The organism is Streptomyces sp. V4I2, assembly GCF_030817655.1.
Taxonomy (GTDB): Bacteria; Actinomycetota; Actinomycetes; order Streptomycetales; family Streptomycetaceae; genus Streptomyces; species Streptomyces plumbiresistens.
Genome location: NZ_JAUSZM010000003.1, coordinates 5,549,016 through 5,565,571, shown reverse-complemented (window position 1 = coordinate 5,565,571; position 16,556 = coordinate 5,549,016). Strand labels below are relative to the sequence as shown.

At 67.8% G+C, this 16,556-nt stretch carries 15 protein-coding genes; 9 read left to right on the top strand and 6 right to left on the bottom strand.

The features are described from left to right. Positions 1-17 precede the first annotated feature (17 nt). From gyrB to dnaA, 6 genes are all read right to left on the bottom strand, one after another. Complete coding sequence (gene gyrB / locus QFZ76_RS26340; RefSeq protein WP_307676046.1) at positions 18-2,090, bottom strand: DNA topoisomerase (ATP-hydrolyzing) subunit B; 2,073 nt, start codon at positions 2,088-2,090, stop codon at positions 18-20. A 408-nt stretch (positions 2,091-2,498) separates the two neighbouring features. Next, positions 2,499-3,035, bottom strand: coding sequence for a DUF721 domain-containing protein (locus QFZ76_RS26335; RefSeq protein WP_307676045.1), 537 nt, complete (start codon positions 3,033-3,035; stop codon positions 2,499-2,501). Further along, positions 3,032-4,153, bottom strand: coding sequence for a DNA replication/repair protein RecF (gene recF / locus QFZ76_RS26330; RefSeq protein WP_307676044.1), 1,122 nt, complete (start codon positions 4,151-4,153; stop codon positions 3,032-3,034). The genes QFZ76_RS26335 and recF overlap by 4 nt, the downstream gene beginning before the upstream one ends. 65 nt (positions 4,154-4,218) lie before the next feature. Further along, positions 4,219-5,094 (bottom strand): phosphogluconate dehydrogenase (NAD(+)-dependent, decarboxylating), encoded by an 876-nt coding sequence (gnd, locus tag QFZ76_RS26325; protein WP_307676043.1) that lies wholly within the window; start codon positions 5,092-5,094, stop codon positions 4,219-4,221. A gap of 236 nt (positions 5,095-5,330) precedes the next feature. Then, positions 5,331-6,461 carry a DNA polymerase III subunit beta gene (gene dnaN / locus QFZ76_RS26320; RefSeq protein ID WP_053755808.1) on the bottom strand — a complete coding sequence of 377 codons (1,131 nt, stop codon included), beginning with the start codon at positions 6,459-6,461 and terminating at the stop codon, positions 5,331-5,333. A gap of 879 nt (positions 6,462-7,340) precedes the next feature. Further along, on the bottom strand, positions 7,341-9,257 hold the full coding sequence (gene dnaA / locus QFZ76_RS26315) for a chromosomal replication initiator protein DnaA (protein WP_307676042.1): 1,917 nt from the start codon (positions 9,255-9,257) through the stop codon (positions 7,341-7,343). Between the two features lie 371 nt (positions 9,258-9,628). Here dnaA and rpmH point away from each other — a divergent pair, with 371 nt between their 5' ends. From rpmH to QFZ76_RS26270, 9 genes are all read left to right on the top strand, one after another. Continuing rightward, positions 9,629-9,766 carry a 50S ribosomal protein L34 gene (gene rpmH / locus QFZ76_RS26310; RefSeq protein WP_006381191.1) on the top strand — a complete coding sequence of 46 codons (138 nt, stop codon included), beginning with the start codon at positions 9,629-9,631 and terminating at the stop codon, positions 9,764-9,766. A gap of 21 nt (positions 9,767-9,787) precedes the next feature. Beyond that, a complete protein-coding gene (gene rnpA, locus QFZ76_RS26305) occupies positions 9,788-10,159 on the top strand; it encodes a ribonuclease P protein component (RefSeq protein WP_307676041.1) in 372 nt (123 codons plus the stop codon). Further along, on the top strand, positions 10,156-10,509 hold the full coding sequence (yidD, locus tag QFZ76_RS26300) for a membrane protein insertion efficiency factor YidD (RefSeq protein WP_307676040.1): 354 nt from the start codon (positions 10,156-10,158) through the stop codon (positions 10,507-10,509). The genes rnpA and yidD overlap by 4 nt, the downstream gene beginning before the upstream one ends. A gap of 3 nt (positions 10,510-10,512) precedes the next feature. Then, positions 10,513-11,766, top strand: a complete 1,254-nt coding sequence (yidC, locus tag QFZ76_RS26295) for a membrane protein insertase YidC (RefSeq protein WP_307676039.1) — start codon at positions 10,513-10,515, stop codon at positions 11,764-11,766. Positions 11,767-11,781: 15 nt separating this feature from the next. After that, a complete protein-coding gene (locus QFZ76_RS26290) occupies positions 11,782-12,294 on the top strand; it encodes a R3H domain-containing nucleic acid-binding protein (protein WP_307676038.1) in 513 nt (170 codons plus the stop codon). A gap of 126 nt (positions 12,295-12,420) precedes the next feature. After that, entirely contained in the window at positions 12,421-13,137 is a 717-nt protein-coding gene (rsmG, locus tag QFZ76_RS26285) for a 16S rRNA (guanine(527)-N(7))-methyltransferase RsmG (protein WP_208780334.1), read from the top strand. A gap of 265 nt (positions 13,138-13,402) precedes the next feature. Continuing rightward, on the top strand, positions 13,403-14,476 hold the full coding sequence (locus QFZ76_RS26280; RefSeq protein ID WP_307680130.1) for a ParA family protein: 1,074 nt from the start codon (positions 13,403-13,405) through the stop codon (positions 14,474-14,476). Beyond that, positions 14,473-15,573 carry a ParB/RepB/Spo0J family partition protein gene (locus tag QFZ76_RS26275; RefSeq protein ID WP_307676037.1) on the top strand — a complete coding sequence of 367 codons (1,101 nt, stop codon included), beginning with the start codon at positions 14,473-14,475 and terminating at the stop codon, positions 15,571-15,573. The genes QFZ76_RS26280 and QFZ76_RS26275 overlap by 4 nt, the downstream gene beginning before the upstream one ends. A 322-nt stretch (positions 15,574-15,895) precedes the next feature. Beyond that, entirely contained in the window at positions 15,896-16,513 is a 618-nt protein-coding gene (locus QFZ76_RS26270; protein WP_307676036.1) for a GNAT family N-acetyltransferase, read from the top strand. Positions 16,514-16,556: the final 43 nt, after the last annotated feature.

Below are 16,556 nucleotides of genomic sequence, written 5' to 3'. Positions count from 1 at the left end.
GGTCAGCTGAGACCGACTCAGATGTCGAGGAAGCGGACGTCCTTGGCGTTGCGCTGGATGAACTGGCGGCGCGCCTCGACGTCCTCGCCCATGAGGACCGAGAACAGGTCGTCGGCCTGGGCGGCGTCGTCGAGGGTGACCTGGCCGAGCACGCGGTGCTCCTGGTCCATGGTCGTGATGCGCAGTTCCTCGGCGTTCATCTCGCCGAGACCCTTGAAGCGCTGGATCGAGTCCTCGCGGATGCGCTTGCCGCGCTGGCGGCCCATCTCGATCAGCGCGTCGCGCTCGCGGTCCGAGTAGGCGTACTCGATGTCGTCCCGGCCCCACTTGATCTTGTACAGCGGGGGACGGGAGAGGTACACGTGCCCGGCCTCGACCAGCGGCCGCATGAAGCGGAACAGGAAGGTCAGCAGCAGGGTGCTGATGTGCTGGCCGTCGACGTCGGCGTCCGCCATCAGGATGATCTTGTGATAGCGCAGCTTCTCGATGTCGAAGTCCTCGTGCACTCCGGTGCCGAAGGCCGAGATCAGCGCCTGGATCTCCTGGTTCTGCAGGATCTTGTCGATCCTGGCCTTCTCCACGTTCAGGATCTTGCCGCGGATCGGGAGGATCGCCTGGTACTCCGGGTTGCGGCCGGACTTGGCTGAGCCGCCGGCGGAGTCACCCTCGACGATGAAGATCTCGCACTTGATGGGGTCGTTCGACTGGCAGTCGGAGAGCTTGCCCGGCAGGGACGCGGTCTCCAGGAGGCCCTTGCGGCGGGTCAGGTCGCGCGCCTTGCGCGCCGCCACGCGCGCGGTGGCCGCCTGGATGCCCTTGCGGACGATGTCCGCCGCCTCGACCGGGTTGCGGTCCAGCCAGTCGTTCAGGTGCTCGTAGACCGCCTTCTGGACGAAGGTCTTGGCCTCCGTGTTGCCCAGCTTGGTCTTGGTCTGGCCCTCGAACTGCGGCTCGCTGAGCTTCACCGAGATGATCGCCGTCAGACCCTCGCGGATGTCGTCACCCGTGAGGTTGTCGTCCTTCTCCCGCAGCAGCTTCTTGTCGCGCGCGTACTTGTTGATCAGGTTGGTGAGCGCCGAGCGGAAGCCCTCTTCGTGGGTACCGCCCTCATGCGTGTGGATGATGTTCGCGAAGGAGTACACGCCCTCGCTGTAACCGCTGTTCCACTGCATCGCGACTTCGAGGGAGAGGCTCTTGTCCTTGTCCTCGGCCTCGAGGTCGATCACCGTCGGGTGGACCGCCTCTCCCTTGCGGGAGTTGAGGTACTTCACGAAGTCGACGATGCCGCCCTCGTAGTGGTACGTGACGGTCTTGACCTCGGCGGTCTCGTCCGCGCCCGCCTCGTCCGCCCCGGAGGTGGCCTTCGCCGACTCGCGCTCGTCGGTGAGCTTGATCGTCAAGCCCTTGTTGAGGAACGCCATCTCCTGGAAGCGCCGCGAGAGCGTCTCGAAGGAGTACTCCGTGGTCTCGAAGATGTCGGCGTCGGCCCAGAAGGTGACCGACGTGCCGGTCTCGTCCGTGGGCTCGTGCTTGACCAACGGCGCCGTGGGGACGCCCATCTTGTAGTCCTGCGTGTGGCGGTACCCGTCGGTCTTGACCTCGACGGCGACCTTCGACGACAGGGCGTTCACGACGGAGACGCCCACGCCGTGCAGACCGCCGGAGACCGCGTAGCCGCCGCCGCCGAACTTGCCGCCCGCGTGCAGCACGGTCAGGACGACCTCGATGGCCGGCTTGCCCTCGGAGGCGACGATGCCCACCGGGATGCCACGGCCGTTGTCGATGACGCGGACGCCGCCGTCGGCCAGGATCGTCACGTCGATGGTGTCCGCGTGGCCGGCCAGCGCCTCGTCGACCGAGTTGTCGACGACCTCGTACACGAGGTGGTGCAGTCCGCGCTCGCCGGTCGAGCCGATGTACATACCGGGTCGCTTGCGGACCGCGTCCAGGCCCTCGAGGACGGTGATGGCACTGGCGTCGTACGACGCCGTGACTGAGGCCTCGGCGATTCCGGCCGTGGCCTCGGTGGACGGGATGTTCTCGTTGGGGTTGCCGGAATCGGCCACGAAGCGCCCTTTCTGGCACAGCACGAGCCGGGCTCGTCGGCGGGTTGCCGGAGCGGCTGCGGCATGTTGCGTTGTAAGCCTTGATCAGCGTTGCTCAGCTTTTCCCGGGCGGTCCCCACGATTGGGGCGGGATTAGCTTCCAGTCTACCGGTAGCGCCGACAGTGATGGGGGTTTGCCGGTACCTGAGTCCGCATGTGCCGCCCTCAACCGGCGTCTTCCGGGTCCCCATATACGGAACAGGGCTCAAGGAGGCTCACGGAGGCACTCAGCGCTTCGGACTGTCAACCCTTGGCTACTTGGGAGTCAGGTCGGCATTCGCAACCGCGTGCGGTGACCCGACGGGATCGTCCGGGACCTGTGGTTGTGACGTCAGTCACCCTTTGATACGGCCGTTCGCACGTGGGCGCAGCCGGTCACCCCGGGCGCGCCCGTCACCCGTAGGTGTCGCCGGGTCCCGTGCTGCCGGGGGCGCGCAGCGGGCCGTAGCGGCGGGGAGGGCCGCCGGGGCCCTGCACCTTGATCAGGGTCACCGTGCCGTGGCCCAGGTCCTCGTTCAGGCGTGCGATCAGCTGCGGAGCGAGCAGACGCAGGTTCGTCGCCCAGGCCGTGGAGTCGCAGCGCACGACCAGGACCCGCTCGTCCTCGTCGTACTTCTCCGGCTCACAGTGCTTGGCCAGGTCCTCGCCGACGATCTGCGGCCAGCGGCCCATCACCCCGCCCACCGCGGCCGGCGCCTCCCAACCGCGCTCGGTGATCAGCCGGTTGATCGCGGCGCCCAGCGCCATGGGGTCGCGTCCGTCGGCGCGCGCGCCGGAGCGCAGGCCGCCGCGACGCGCTTGCTTCTTCTGCTGCACCGCGTCCCCACGCGCGCGTGCCTGCTCTTTGGCGGCCCTGAGCGCCACGCGCGCGAGGTCGACGCCGGAGGGTTCGGGCTTCTTTTCGGGGGCCGGTCCGTCTTCGGTGCTCATACGCGCTCCACCGTCCCGTCCGCCACGGTGAACCGTGTACCCGTCAGCACGTGCGGTACGTCGTCGTCGACCGCGGCCGTCACCAGGACCTGCTCGCCCGGCGCGACCAACTCGGCCAGCCGCTCGCGGCGACGGGTGTCCAGCTCGGCGAAGACGTCGTCCAGAACGAGCACCGGTTCGTTGCCCTCCGCCCTGAGGAGGTCGTACGACGCCAGACGCAAGGCCAGCGCGTACGACCACGACTCGCCGTGCGAGGCATAGCCCTTGGCGGGCATCTGGCCGAGCTTGAGCAGCAGTTCGTCCCGGTGCGGTCCGACGAGCGTGACGCCCCGCTCGATCTCCTGCTTGCGAGCCTCCGCCAGCGCGGCCATGACCTGCTCGTAGAGGTCCTCGCGCGTGTGGGCCTCGCCCGGCGCGGACGGCTTGTACTCCAGGCCGACCGGGCCGCCGCCGGGCGCCAACTGCTCGTATGCCTTGTCGGCCAGCGGCTGGATCGCCGCGATCAGGTCGAGCCGCTGGGCGAGCAGCTCGGCACCCACGCGCGCGAGATGCTGGTCCCAGACGTCGAGGGTGGACAGGTCCATGGAACGGCCGCCGTGCCGGCGGGCGAGCGCGGCCGACTTCAGCAGCGTGTTGCGCTGCCTGAGGACACGCTCGTAGTCGGAACGAACGCCGGCCATCCGCGGAGAGCGGGCCGTGATCAGCTCGTCGAGGAAGCGGCGCCGCTCGCCGGGATCACCCTTGACCAGCGCGAGATCCTCGGGCGCGAACAGCACAGTCCGTACGATCCCCAGCACGTCACGCGGTCTGACCTGCGAGGACCTGTTGATGCGGGCCCGGTTGGCCCGGCCGGGGTTCAGCTCCAGCTCGACCAGCTGCTGCCGCTCGCCCTGTCTGACCTGGGCCCGGATGACCGCGCGGTCGGCACCCATGCGGACCAGCGGGGCATCCGAGGAGACACGGTGGCTGCCGAGGGTGGCGAGGTAGCCGATCGCCTCGACCAGATTCGTCTTGCCCTGCCCGTTCGGGCCGACGAAGGCGGTGACGCCCGGGTCGAGCGGAACTTCGACCCGGGCGTACGAGCGGAAGTCGGCCAGCGACAGATGCGTGACGTGCATGGTCGTGCGCCGACCTCCCCCAGCTCGTGGACTGCAGTTTGTGGACCGCTGTGCAGCCCTGTGGATTACTTCTTCTCGACCGCGTGGCCGCCGAACTGGTTCCGCAGCGCGGCGACCATCTTCATCTGCGGCGAGTCCTCCTGGCGCGACGCGAACCGCGCGAAGAGGGAGGCCGTGATCGCGGGCAGCGGCACGGCGTTGTCGATGGCGGCTTCCACAGTCCAGCGTCCCTCGCCGGAGTCCTGGGCAAAACCCTTCAGCCTGTCCAGGTGCTCGTCCTCGTCGAGGGCGTTCACCGCGAGGTCGAGCAGCCAGGAGCGAATGACCGTGCCTTCCTGCCAGGAGCGGAAGACCTCCCGGACGTCGGTCACGGAGTCGACCTTCTCCAGGAGCTCCCAGCCCTCGGCATAAGCCTGCATCATCGCGTACTCGATGCCGTTGTGGACCATCTTCGCGAAGTGGCCCGCGCCGACCTTGCCGGCGTGCACCGAGCCTGCGTCACCCTCCGGCTTGAGGGCGTCGAAGATCGGCTGCACCTTGGCGACGTTCTCCGCGTCGCCGCCGTACATCAGCGCGTAGCCGTTCTCCAGGCCCCAGACGCCGCCGGAGACTCCGCAGTCGACGAAGCCGATGCCCTTGGCCGCCAGCTCCTCCGCGTGCTTCTCGTCGTCGGTCCAGCGGGAGTTCCCGCCGTCCACGACGACGTCCCCGGGCTCCAGCAGGTCGGCGAGCTCGTCGACGGTCGCCTGGGTCGGGGCACCGGCCGGAACCATCACCCAGACCACGCGCGGACCCTTGAGCTTGCCCACAAGCTCAGCGAGGCTGTGGACGTCGGCGAGGTCCGGGTTGCGGTCGTATCCGATGACGGTGTGGCCTGCGCGGCGGATCCGCTCGCGCATGTTGCCGCCCATCTTGCCGAGGCCGACGAGACCGAGCTCCATCAGTGTTCCTTAGGTGTGCGACGTGGCGTTACGGCACTTCCGTACCTGCGTCCGAGCCTAAACCCGGACGCTCGCGCACATCTGTGGGCATACGCGCTCAGACGTAGGCCCCGACCTGCGGGTTCTCCGACGGACCCGGTCAGCCGCTCAGCCGCACCGGCATACTGCGATCTTGTGGGGGACGACCCCCACATCCCCGGCAGAGACGTCCGGCGAAGTGGCCGGGTTCACATCGCTCAGCCGCTCAGCCGCACCGGCATGATCAGGTACTTGTAGGCCTCGTCCGCCTCGGCGTCCAGGGCCGGCTTGCCGCTGAGCAGGGCCGGCTTCGTGGACGTCGTGAAGGACAGCTGGGCCACCGGGGAGTCGATGGCGCTCAGGCCGTCCAGCAGGAACGTCGGGTTGAAGGCGATCGAGACGTCGTCGCCCTCCAGCTGGGCGTCGACCCGCTCCACAGCCTGTGCGTCGTCGCTGGAACCTGCCTCCAGAATCAGCACGCCCTGCTCGAAGCTGAGTCGCACCGGGGTGTTGCGCTCGGCGACCAGGGCCACACGCTTGACGGCCTCCACGAAGGGGGCGGTCTCGATGACGGCCACGGAGTTGAACTCCGTCGGGAACAGCGAGCGGTACTTCGGGAGGTCGCCCTCCAGCAGACGCGTAGTCGTGCGACGGCCGGCGCCCTCGAAACCGATCAGGCCCTCGCCCGACCCACCGCCGGACAGCGCCAGGATGACGCTGTCGCCGCTCGTGAGGGCCTTGGCGGTGTCCAGGAGCGTCTTGGCGGGCACCAGGGCCACCGCGGACGCCTCGGGGTTCTCCGGCTTCCACAGGAACTCACGGACCGCGAAGCGGTAGCGGTCGGTGGACGCCAGCGTGACCGTGTCGCCCTCGATCTCAATGCGCACACCGGTGAGGACGGGCAGCGTGTCGTCACGGCCGGCGGCGATGGCGACCTGGGCGGCGGCCGCGGCGAAGACCTCGCCGGGAACGGTGCCCGTCGCGTTCGGCATCTGCGGCAGGGCCGGGTACTCCTCCACAGGCAGTGTGTGGAGTGTGAAGCGCGAGGAGCCGCAGACCACCGTCGCCCGTACACCGTCTGTGGAAATCTCCACCGGGCGGTTGGGTAGAGCGCGGCAGATGTCGGCCAGGAGGCGGCCGGAGACCAGCACCGTGCCCTCCTCGTCGACCTCCGCCTCCACGGACACCCGTGCCGAGACCTCGTAGTCGAAGCTGGACAGGCTCAGCTGGCCGTCCTCGGCCTTCAGGAGAAGGCCGGCGAGGACAGGCGCCGGCGGACGGGCCGGGAGGCTGCGTGCCGCCCAGGCCACTGCCTCCGCGAGTACGTCGCGTTCCACCCGGATCTTCACCGTTGCCGCCTCCTGCTGTTGCCGGCGCTTCTCGCCCTGCCTGGCTTCGTCGTCTGTCGCGGTGTCGTCGATCCCTGTGAGGGGAAGGACACCGGGGACCAGTCTGACGCACAGCACTGACAGTCGGTGCCTCTCGGGGTCAAGTCGTGACGAGGGGCAGTCGGGAGCCGGACAGCGAGTTGTGCACAGGGCCCACTTCGAAACGGATTCCCAGCTCTCTCTAGTTGGGAGTAGTAGTAGGGCCTGTGGATACCGTGGATAACCCCGTTTTCCCAGCTCAGAGGGGAAATTTTGTCCACCGACCCTGTGGGTGACGACGGTGGACAACCGGGCGTATCTGTGGAGAACGGAAAGTTCTGCACACTCCATGCACAGCCTCGGGCCACTTCTCCCCAGCACCGTCCCCAGCTTTACCCACGTTTCCCACAGCCCAACCCGGCACCTTCGTGTGACGCCTTTCACTCGACACGGTGAGGAGGCGCCTCGCGTTGCCGAACAGTGGACAGCGGTGTGGAGAAGCCGGGGATCGCTGGGGACAACCGTCCTCAGCCTGTGGGCGGCCGGTGGACAACTCGATGCACAGGCTGTGGATCATCTCGCTGTCCACAGTCTGTGGAGATCGTTCGTCCACGGATCCACAGCCACCTGACCTGGTCTGATGGTCTCTCGACGAGGGCCCCTGTGGACACGATCTGGACAACTTCCCAGTCCCCAGGATGTGGACGGAAGAAAGTCGCCGGATCTGTGGAGAGAGGCCGTAACCCGGCAGGTATTCGAACAGCGGATGTCGCGACGGACCCGGTGCCGGTCTCCGGAACGACTGAGGGCGCTCCCGGAATCCGTCCCGGGAGCGCCCTCAGAGGCGTACGAGCGGCTCTGTCATCCGTTCTTGATGCGGTTCGTGAGCTCGGTGACCTGGTTGTAGATGGAGCGCCGCTCGGCCATCAGATTGCGGATCTTGCGGTCCGCGTGCATGACGGTCGTGTGGTCGCGGCCGCCGAACAGCGCGCCGATCTTCGGCAGGGAGAGGTCTGTCAGCTCGCGGCACAGGTACATGGCGATCTGGCGGGCCGTCACCAGCGCGCGGCCGCGAGAGGTGCCGCACAGGTCCTCGACCGTGAGGCCGAAGTAGTCGGCGGTCGCGCCCATGATGGCCGTGGAGGTGATCTCCGGGGCCGAGTCCTCGCCGCCGGGGATGAGGTCCTTGAGGACGATCTCCGTCAGGCCGAGGTCCACCGGCTGCCGGTTGAGCGACGCGAACGCCGTCACCCGGATCAGCGCGCCCTCCAACTCGCGGATGTTGCGCGAGATCCGGGACGCGATGAACTCCAGCACCTCCGGCGGGGCGTTGAGCTGCTCCTGGACCGCCTTCTTGCGCAGGATCGCGATGCGCGTCTCCAGCTCGGGCGGCTGGACGTCGGTGATCAGGCCCCACTCGAAACGGTTCCGCAGCCGGTCCTCCAGCGTCACCAGCTGCTTGGGCGGCCGGTCGCTGGACAGCACGATCTGCTTGTTGGCGTTGTGGAGCGTGTTGAAGGTGTGGAAGAACTCTTCCTGCGTCGACTCCTTGTCCGCGAGGAACTGGATGTCGTCGACGAGCAGGATGTCCATCTCGCGGTAGCGCTTGCGGAAGCTGTCGCCCTTGCCGTCGCGGATCGAGTTGATGAACTCGTTCGTGAACTCCTCCGAGCTCACATAGCGGACGCGTGTGCCCGGGTAGAGGCTGCGCGCGTAGTGCCCGATCGCGTGCAGCAGATGCGTTTTGCCAAGTCCCGACTCCCCGTAGATGAACAGGGGGTTGTACGCCTTCGCGGGCGCTTCCGCGACGGCCACCGCGGCCGCGTGTGCGAAGCGGTTCGAGGCGCCGATGACGAACGTGTCGAAGAGGTACTTCGGGTTCAGGCGCGCGGTCGGCTCGCCCGGACCGGTCGCCGGCGCGGGCTGCGCGGCCAGCGGGCCGGGGGCGCCGGTGGTGGGCAGATGCGAACCGACCGGACCGCCGCGGCTCATGTGCCCGGAGCCGGACGACGGCTCGGGCCGCTCGCGGCGGGCGTCGCGCTGCTCCTCGTCGGCGCGGTGGCGGCCGTAGTCCGGTCGCTGCTCGAAGTCGGGGCGCTGGTTGTCGTACGGCGGGCGCTCCATCGACTGCGGACGGTAATCCTGTGAGTACGCGTCCTGGGAGCGGCCGCCGTAGGAGTCCTGGGACGGCGAGGCGTACGGGTCGCGCTCGGGGAAGCCGAGGCGCTGCTGCTGCCAGCCGTAGTCGTCCTGCTGCGGGCGGGGCCAGGCGCCGGGCTCGGGGCGCTGGTACTCCGAGGGGTATGCGGGGCGGGCGGTCGGCAGCCCGTCCGGGCGCGGGGTGTGGTCGCCCTGAGGGCCGGGGTGCTGCTCGGAGCGGCCCGGCCTCTGGTCGTCCGCGCGGTGGCGGCCGTAGCCCTCGTACTGGCCGGAGGGGAGCTCGGGCTCCTCGTAGCGCTGCTGGGGCCTGGGCGGCGGGCTCGGGGGGCCCGGGGGTTCGCCGGCGGAGTCGTCGACGGTGATCGCGATGCGGATCGGACGTCCGCACTCACGGCTCAGGGTTTCGCTGACGACGGGGGCGAGGCGGCCTTCGAGCACGCCCTTCGCGAATTCGTTCGGTACGGCGAGCAGTGCGGTGTCCGCCACGAGCGCGAGCGGCTGGCAGCGTCGGATCCAGTGCTCGTCCTTGACCTCGACACCCTGCCCACGCCCTTCACCGAGAAGCTGCTCGAGTACTCGTGGCCACACTGCGGCAAGATCGGCAGGTACGTCAGCCACAGGGCACGCTCTCTCACGGGTCCCACGAACGTGTGGTTCGGGAACGGTCGGGATTCAAATGGGGTGGGGCAGGTACAAGGGAACGAATCGGAGTCCAGCCACGGTAGTCAGGGCGACGGGTGCGGTTCAAGTTGTTGTCCCCAGCCTGTGGATAGTGTCTCCTGGTGACCGCTGGTTTGACCGGATGGCGTAGCCGCGCGTACCGTAACCAGGTCGAGTTGTCGATGGCTGCTGCCGCCTGCCTCCGATGGGCACAGATCATTTGGGTGATCGGTCAGCGGTGCACTCGGGCGTGACGCGAGCTACTCGTGGGCGCACGGTGACAGCCAGGACGGCACCGCGAAAACCCCGATTTATTCTGGAGCCCCCGAGTGAGCAAGCGCACCTTCCAGCCGAACAACCGTCGTCGCGCCAAGACCCACGGCTTCCGCCTGCGGATGCGCACCCGCGCCGGCCGCGCGATTCTCGCGAACCGCCGTGGCAAGGGTCGCGCCAGCCTGTCGGCCTGATTCCGGTCAGGTCATGACATCGTGCTGCCCACCGAGAACCGGCTGAGGCGGCGCGAGGACTTCGCGACCGCGGTACGACGAGGTCGTCGGGCCGGACGCCCGTCTCTCGTCGTCCACCTTCGTAGCGGTGCAACGAACCCGCACGCGCCTGGGGAGAGCGCTCCCCCGACGCGTGCGGGTTTCGTCGTGAGCAAGGCCGTGGGCGGTGCGGTGGTGCGTAACAAGGTGAAGCGCAGACTTCGCCACCTGATGCGCGATCGAGTCGCCTCGTTGCCCCCCGGTAGCCTGGTAGTCGTACGAGCGTTGCCTGCTGCGGGCGACGCCGATCATGCACAACTGGCCCAAGACCTGGATGCCGCCCTGGAGCGGTTGCTGGGAGGGGGCGCGCGATGAAGTACCCGCTGCTGGCGCTGATCAAGCTGTACCAGTGGACCATCAGCCCGCTGCTCGGGCCGGTGTGCAAGTACTACCCGTCGTGCTCTCACTACGGGTACCAGGCCATCGACCGGCATGGTGCGATCAAGGGCACGGGACTCACGGCCTGGCGCATCCTGCGGTGCAATCCGTGGTCGCTGGGCGGTGTGGACCATGTCCCGCCGCGCAAGCGTCCGCGGTGGCACGAAATGCTGCGTGGCGCCTGGCGTACACGCAGGGGCGGGCCCTCCTCCGCCGAACCGGCCACCGAGGGGCAGGCTCTTACGAGCCCGGCCGCAGAGACCCCGTCCCATGCCCAAGGAGCATGATTAGTGGACACGATTGCCAGCTTCTTCAGCTTCATCACGACACCTGTCTCCTGGGTCATCGTCCAGTTCCACACGGTGTACGGCGCCATCTTCGGCGATGACACCGGGTGGGCCTGGGGCCTGTCCATCGTGTCTCTGGTGATCCTGATCCGTATCTGCCTGATCCCGCTCTTCGTGAAGCAGATCAAGGCGACCCGGGCCATGCAGACACTGCAGCCCGAGATGAAGAAGATCCAGGAGCGCTACAAGAACGACAAGCAGCGTCAGTCCGAAGAGATGATGAAGCTGTACAAGGAGACGGGCACCAACCCGCTCTCCTCGTGCCTTCCCATCCTGGCGCAGTCGCCGTTCTTCTTCGCCCTGTACCACGTGCTCAACAGCATCGCGAACAACGACACCATCGGTTCCATCAACCAGAACCTGCTGGACAGCGCGCAGAAGGCGCACATCTTCGGCGCTCCGTTGGCCGCGAAGTTCACCGACAGCGGCTCGGACGTTGCCGCGCTCGACGCCTCGCTGACCACGGTGCGCATCGTGACCGCGGTCATGATCGTCATGATGTCGGCGTCGCAGTTCTACACGCAGCGCCAGCTGATGACGAAGAACGTCGACACCACGGTGAAGACGCCGTTCATGCAGCAGCAGAAGATGCTGATGTACGTCTTCCCCATCATGTTCGCCGTCTTCGGCATCAACTTCCCGGTCGGTGTCCTCGTCTACTGGCTGACCACCAACGTGTGGACCATGGGCCAGCAGATGTACGTCATCCGCAACAACCCGACTCCGGGTTCCAAGGCGCAGGCCGCGTACCTGGAGCGTCTGTACAAGCACGTCACCCACCACGGCAAGACGCGCGGGCGCGGCGAGAGGACCATCGTCAAGGCCATCGTGGCCAAGGGCCGCGACCGCAACGAGTTCGAGCGCAAGTTCATCAACGGCCTGAACAAGGCGGGCCTCACGGCCCAGGCCGACGGCAACGTGGTGAAGGGCGAAGCCCAGGCCGTATCGCAGACCGAGGACGGTACGCCCACGAGCGCCGCCGCTCCCAAGCGTCAGCAGCCCAAACGGCAGAGCAAGTCCCAGCGCCAGTCCGGTGCTCCCAAGGCGGCCGGTGAAGGCCCGTCGCTGATCAAGTCCGAGGAGCCCGAGGACGCCAAGCCCTCCGCCGCTGCCAAGAAGACCGGCGGTACCCGCAGCAAGGCCCAGTCCGGACAGCGCAAGGGTCCGCAGCGGCCCAAGTCCCCGTCCAAGAAGTAAGAAGGAGTCCATCCCGTGACGGAAGGCACCACCTCCGCCGCTGCCGAGGGCGTAGACACCCTGACCCGCCTGGAGCAGGAGGGCGAGATCGCGGCGGACTACCTCGAGGGTCTGCTCGACATCGCCGACCTCGATGGCGACATCGACATGGACGTCGAGGCCGATCGCGCCGCTGTGTCGATCATCAGCGACGCGGGCGGCCGCGACCTGCAGAAGCTGGTCGGCCGCGACGGCGAGGTGCTGGAAGCCCTGCAGGAGCTCACGCGCCTGGCCGTGCACCGGGAGACCGGGGACCGCAGCCGGCTGATGCTGGACATCGCGGGCTACCGCGCCAAGAAGCGCGCCGAACTGTCCGAGCTCGGTGCCAAGGCCGCGGCCGAGGTCAAGAACACCGGTGAGTCCGTGAAGCTGAAGCCGATGACACCGTTCGAGCGCAAGGTCGTGCACGACGCGGTCAAGGCTGCCGGCCTGCGCAGCGAGTCCGAGGGCGAGGAACCGCAGCGCTTCGTCGTGGTTCTTCCCGCCTGATCGGCCCGTACGTTCCTCCGGCCCCGTCTGCCCGGCAGGCGGGGCCGGACTTTGTCAGCCTGATAGTTCTGGTGGTTCTGGCGTCGGCGCCCGGCGCGTCTACGCGGTACGGAAGGACGGTCCCCCGTGACGGAGGCAGCGGAGCTTCCCCCCGCGCCCGAACATGCCCGTGAGGTGTTCGGTGATCGCTTCGCGGACGCGGTGCGATACGCGGAGCTGCTCGCCGAGGCGGGCGTGCAGCGCGGCCTGATCGGTCCACGCGAGGTGCCGCGCCTCTGGGAGCGGCACCTGCTGAACTGCGCGGTGCTCTCGGAGGTCGTTCCCGAGGGTGTGACGGTGTGCGATGTCGGCTCGGGTGCGGGTCTGCCCGGCATTCCCCTGGCGCTCGTCCGGGAGGACCTGAAGATCACGCTGCTGGAGCCCTTGCTGCGGCGCACCACCTTCCTGACCGAGGTCGTGGAGCTCCTGGGCCTGGACCATGTGACGGTCGTTCGTGGGCGAGCCGAAGAGGTCATGGGCAAGCTCACACCCGTCCATGTGGTGACGGCACGAGCCGTGGCTCCACTGGACCGGCTGGCGACCTGGGGCATCCCCCTGCTGCGTCCCTACGGGGAGATGCTCGCACTCAAGGGCGACACCGCGGAGGAGGAGCTCAAGAGTGCGGCGACGGCACTGAGCAAGCTCGGTGCCGTGGAGACATCCATCCTGCATGTGGGTGAGGGCGTGGTGGATCCGTTGTCCACCGTCGTGCGGGTCGAAGTCGGCGAGAGTCCGGGTGGTGTGCGCTTCGCCGCGAAGCGAGCGAAGGCGGCCAGGACGGGACGTGCACGTCGGCGCCGCTGATCCGTCCTGACGACGAGACGTACTCCACACAAGCTGCCAAACGTATCCATGCCGGAGTGTCGCGACAGTTCGGGCCCCGTTGCTGTGCATCGTGTTTCACGTGAAACGTCGCTCACTGCTACACGGCATCATCAGCCGGGGCCGAGCCGCGGCCGAACCCCGCGACCGAAAGCCTCTCGGTTCACTCGATGAGGGACCTGAGTTGTCCACAGACGTGGATTTCTCCACAGAACAACAGGCCTCACTGGTTCACGACCCCGAAGGCATGGGAGGCTCTGTTCATTGCGAGCCTGAAGTCGAGGAGAGTGAATCCTTGCGGTCCGACGCCAACATCGCGGGACCGATGACCGATCCGGTCCCCGGTCCCCGTACCGAGTCGATGGGGGAGGATGTTTCACGTGAAACACCACCCCCGATGGACGACACTCCGATCGGTCGTGCTGCCCAACTGGCGGTAGAGGCTCTGGGCCGCGCCGGCGAAGGTCTGCCGCGTCCCGAGCAGACCCGCGTCATGGTGGTCGCCAACCAGAAGGGCGGTGTGGGCAAGACGACGACGACCGTCAACCTTGCCGCGTCGCTCGCTCTGCATGGCAGCCGTGTCCTGGTGATCGACCTTGACCCGCAGGGCAACGCCTCCACGGCGTTGGGGATAGACCATCACGCCGAGGTCCCTTCCATCTACGACGTGTTGGTCGACAGCAGGCCTCTCGCCGAGGTCGTCCAGCCGGTCCCCGATGTCGAGGGCCTCTTCTGCGCCCCTGCCACGATCGATCTCGCCGGTGCGGAGATCGAGCTGGTGTCCCTGGTGGCGCGAGAGAGCCGACTGCAGCGGGCGATCCAGGCCTACGAGCAGCCGCTGGACTACATCCTCATCGACTGCCCGCCCTCGCTCGGCCTGCTGACGGTCAACGCGCTGGTCGCCGGCCAGGAGGTCCTCATCCCGATCCAGTGCGAGTACTACGCACTGGAGGGCCTCGGTCAGCTGCTGCGCAACGTCGATCTGGTTCGGGGGCACCTCAACCCCACCCTGCATGTATCGACGATCCTGCTCACCATGTACGACGGCCGGACGCGTCTCGCGTCCCAGGTCGCGGACGAGGTGCGCAGTCACTTCGGCGACGAGGTGCTGCGGACGAGCATTCCCCGCTCGGTCCGCATCTCCGAGGCGCCGAGCTACGGACAGACGGTGCTGACCTACGATCCAGGATCGAGCGGTGCCCTGTCCTATCTTGAGGCGGCACGAGAAATCGCGCTGAAGGGTGTCGGCGTCTCCTACGACGCGACACACGCACACATCGGCGCACAGAGCGACCGGAGCATGGTGGAGGGGATCCAGTGAGCGAGCGACGGAGGGGTTTGGGTCGTGGTCTTGGCGCACTGATCCCTGCTGCCCCGACGGAGAAGACGGTGGCTTCGGCCGCTCTGGGGAGCGCCGTTTCGACGTCCCCGGCGGCGGTGCCGGTGCTGACCACCGACCGTGGGGTGGCTGCGGCGAAGGTGGCCTCGCTGCCGCCTGTTTCACATGAAACAGATGAGCCATCGACGAACGGTGCCGTGGAGACGCCCGCGCCTCCCCTGGGTGCCCATTTCGCGGAGCTCCCCCTCGACTCCATCAAGCCGAACCCCCGGCAGCCGCGTGAGGTCTTCGACGAGGACGCTCTTCAGGAGCTCGTCACCTCCATCAAGGAGGTCGGTCTCCTCCAGCCCGTCGTCGTACGGCAGCTCGGCCCCGCGCGCTACGAGCTCATCATGGGCGAGCGGCGCTGGAGGGCCTGCCGTGAGGCGGGACTGGAGGCGATTCCGGCGATCGTCCGGGCCACGGACGACGACAAACTCCTCCTGGACGCTCTCCTGGAGAACCTGCACCGCGCCCAGCTGAATCCACTGGAAGAAGCGGCCGCCTACGACCAGCTGCTGAAGGACTTCAACTGCACGCATGATCAGCTGGCGGACCGCATCGGTCGCTCCCGTCCGCAGGTCTCCAACACGCTGCGTCTTCTGAAGCTCTCGCCGGCGGTCCAGCGGCGCGTGGCAGCCGGAGTCCTCTCGGCCGGACACGCGAGGGCCCTGCTCTCCGTCGACGACTCGGAGGAGCAGGACCGGCTGGCCCACCGGATCGTGGCTGAGGGACTCTCGGTGCGGGCCGTCGAGGAGATCGTGACCTTGATGGGCTCTCGGCCCCAGACGGCTCAGCGCTCCAAGGGCCCGCGGGCCGGTACTCGGGTCTCGCCGGCCTTGACCGACCTCGCGACCCGTCTCTCGGACCGCTTCGAGACGCGGGTGAAGGTCGACCTCGGTCAGAAGAAGGGCAAGATCACCGTCGAGTTCGCCTCGATGGAGGACCTTGAGCGGATTCTCGGCAGCCTCGCCCCCGGCGAGGGGCCGGTGCTGCAGAGGAGCCTCCTGGACGGTGACTCCGAGGAGACGGACGACTGATCTGCCGACGGGCGGGGTGATCTCGCTCAGGCGCCAGGACGGGCCGTGTCCGGTGTGTACCGGACACGGCCCGCTCTTTGCTTTCAGGCGGTATCGGTGGAATCGCATCGTGGATACGATGCGTTCGGGTATGGCGAATCCACCCGGCAGCACCTCTGAGGGGAGAGGCAGGGGCCATGCGAACGGTGAGCCGCACAGGACTGGTGAGCGCAGGCCTGGGGCTGGGCGCCGTCGGCGGCTTCGTCGGCAGCCTGCTCAGGGAACGAAGCGCTCTGACGGCCGCCCGCGACGCGGCGGGCGAAGGAAGCGAGGAACAGCCTTCATGGGGCGTCGGCTCGTACCGCTCACGCTGGACAACCTTCAGGACCTTCCCAAGCGCTGTCGCACGTGTGTCTTCTGGGAGTTGGACCCAGTCAGCGGCGAGGCCGCGGTAAAAGCCGGAACACCCGCCCTCGAGAAGGAGGCCTGGATCTCCGCCGTCCTCCTGGACTGGGGATCCTGCGGCAGGGTCGTGTATGTCGACGACGTACCGGTGGGCTTCGTGCTGTACGCCCCTCCGGCCTACGTACCCCGCTCGACGGCATTCCCCACGAGCCCTGTCTCGCCCGACGCCGTGCAACTGATGACCGCGTTCATCATGCCGGGCTACCAAGGGCAGGGACTGGGCCGGGTGATGGTCCAGACGGTCGCCAAGGATCTGCTGCGGCGGGGCTTCAAAGCGATCGAGGCATTCGGGGACGCGCGCTGGCAGGAGCCCGCCTGTCTGCTGCCCGCGGACCATCTCCTCGCGGTGGGCTTCAAGACGGTTCGGCCTCATCCCACGTACCCGCGGTTGAGGCTGGAGCTGCGGACCACGCTCTCCTGGAAGGAGGACGTGGAGATGGCACTGGACCGGCTCCTGGGTGCCGTACAGAAGGAACCGGTTCTCCGGCCGCTCTAATGCGAATGGGCCGACCCCTCAGGGCCGGCCCATTCATGTTTCA

Excerpts from the sequence above, each read along its gene's own strand:
- QFZ76_RS26335 (WP_307676045.1), bottom strand. The coding sequence starts at position 3,035 with ATGAGCACCGAAGACGGACCGGCCCCCGAAAAGAAGCCCGAACCCTCC.
- recF (WP_307676044.1), bottom strand. The coding sequence starts at position 4,153 with ATGCACGTCACGCATCTGTCGCTGGCCGACTTCCGCTCGTACGCCCGG.
- gnd (WP_307676043.1), bottom strand. The coding sequence starts at position 5,094 with ATGGAGCTCGGTCTCGTCGGCCTCGGCAAGATGGGCGGCAACATGCGC.
- yidD (WP_307676040.1), top strand. The coding sequence starts at position 10,156 with ATGAAGTACCCGCTGCTGGCGCTGATCAAGCTGTACCAGTGGACCATC.
- QFZ76_RS26280 (WP_307680130.1), top strand. The coding sequence starts at position 13,403 with ATGGGAGGCTCTGTTCATTGCGAGCCTGAAGTCGAGGAGAGTGAATCC.
- QFZ76_RS26270 (WP_307676036.1), top strand. The coding sequence starts at position 15,896 with ATGGGGCGTCGGCTCGTACCGCTCACGCTGGACAACCTTCAGGACCTT.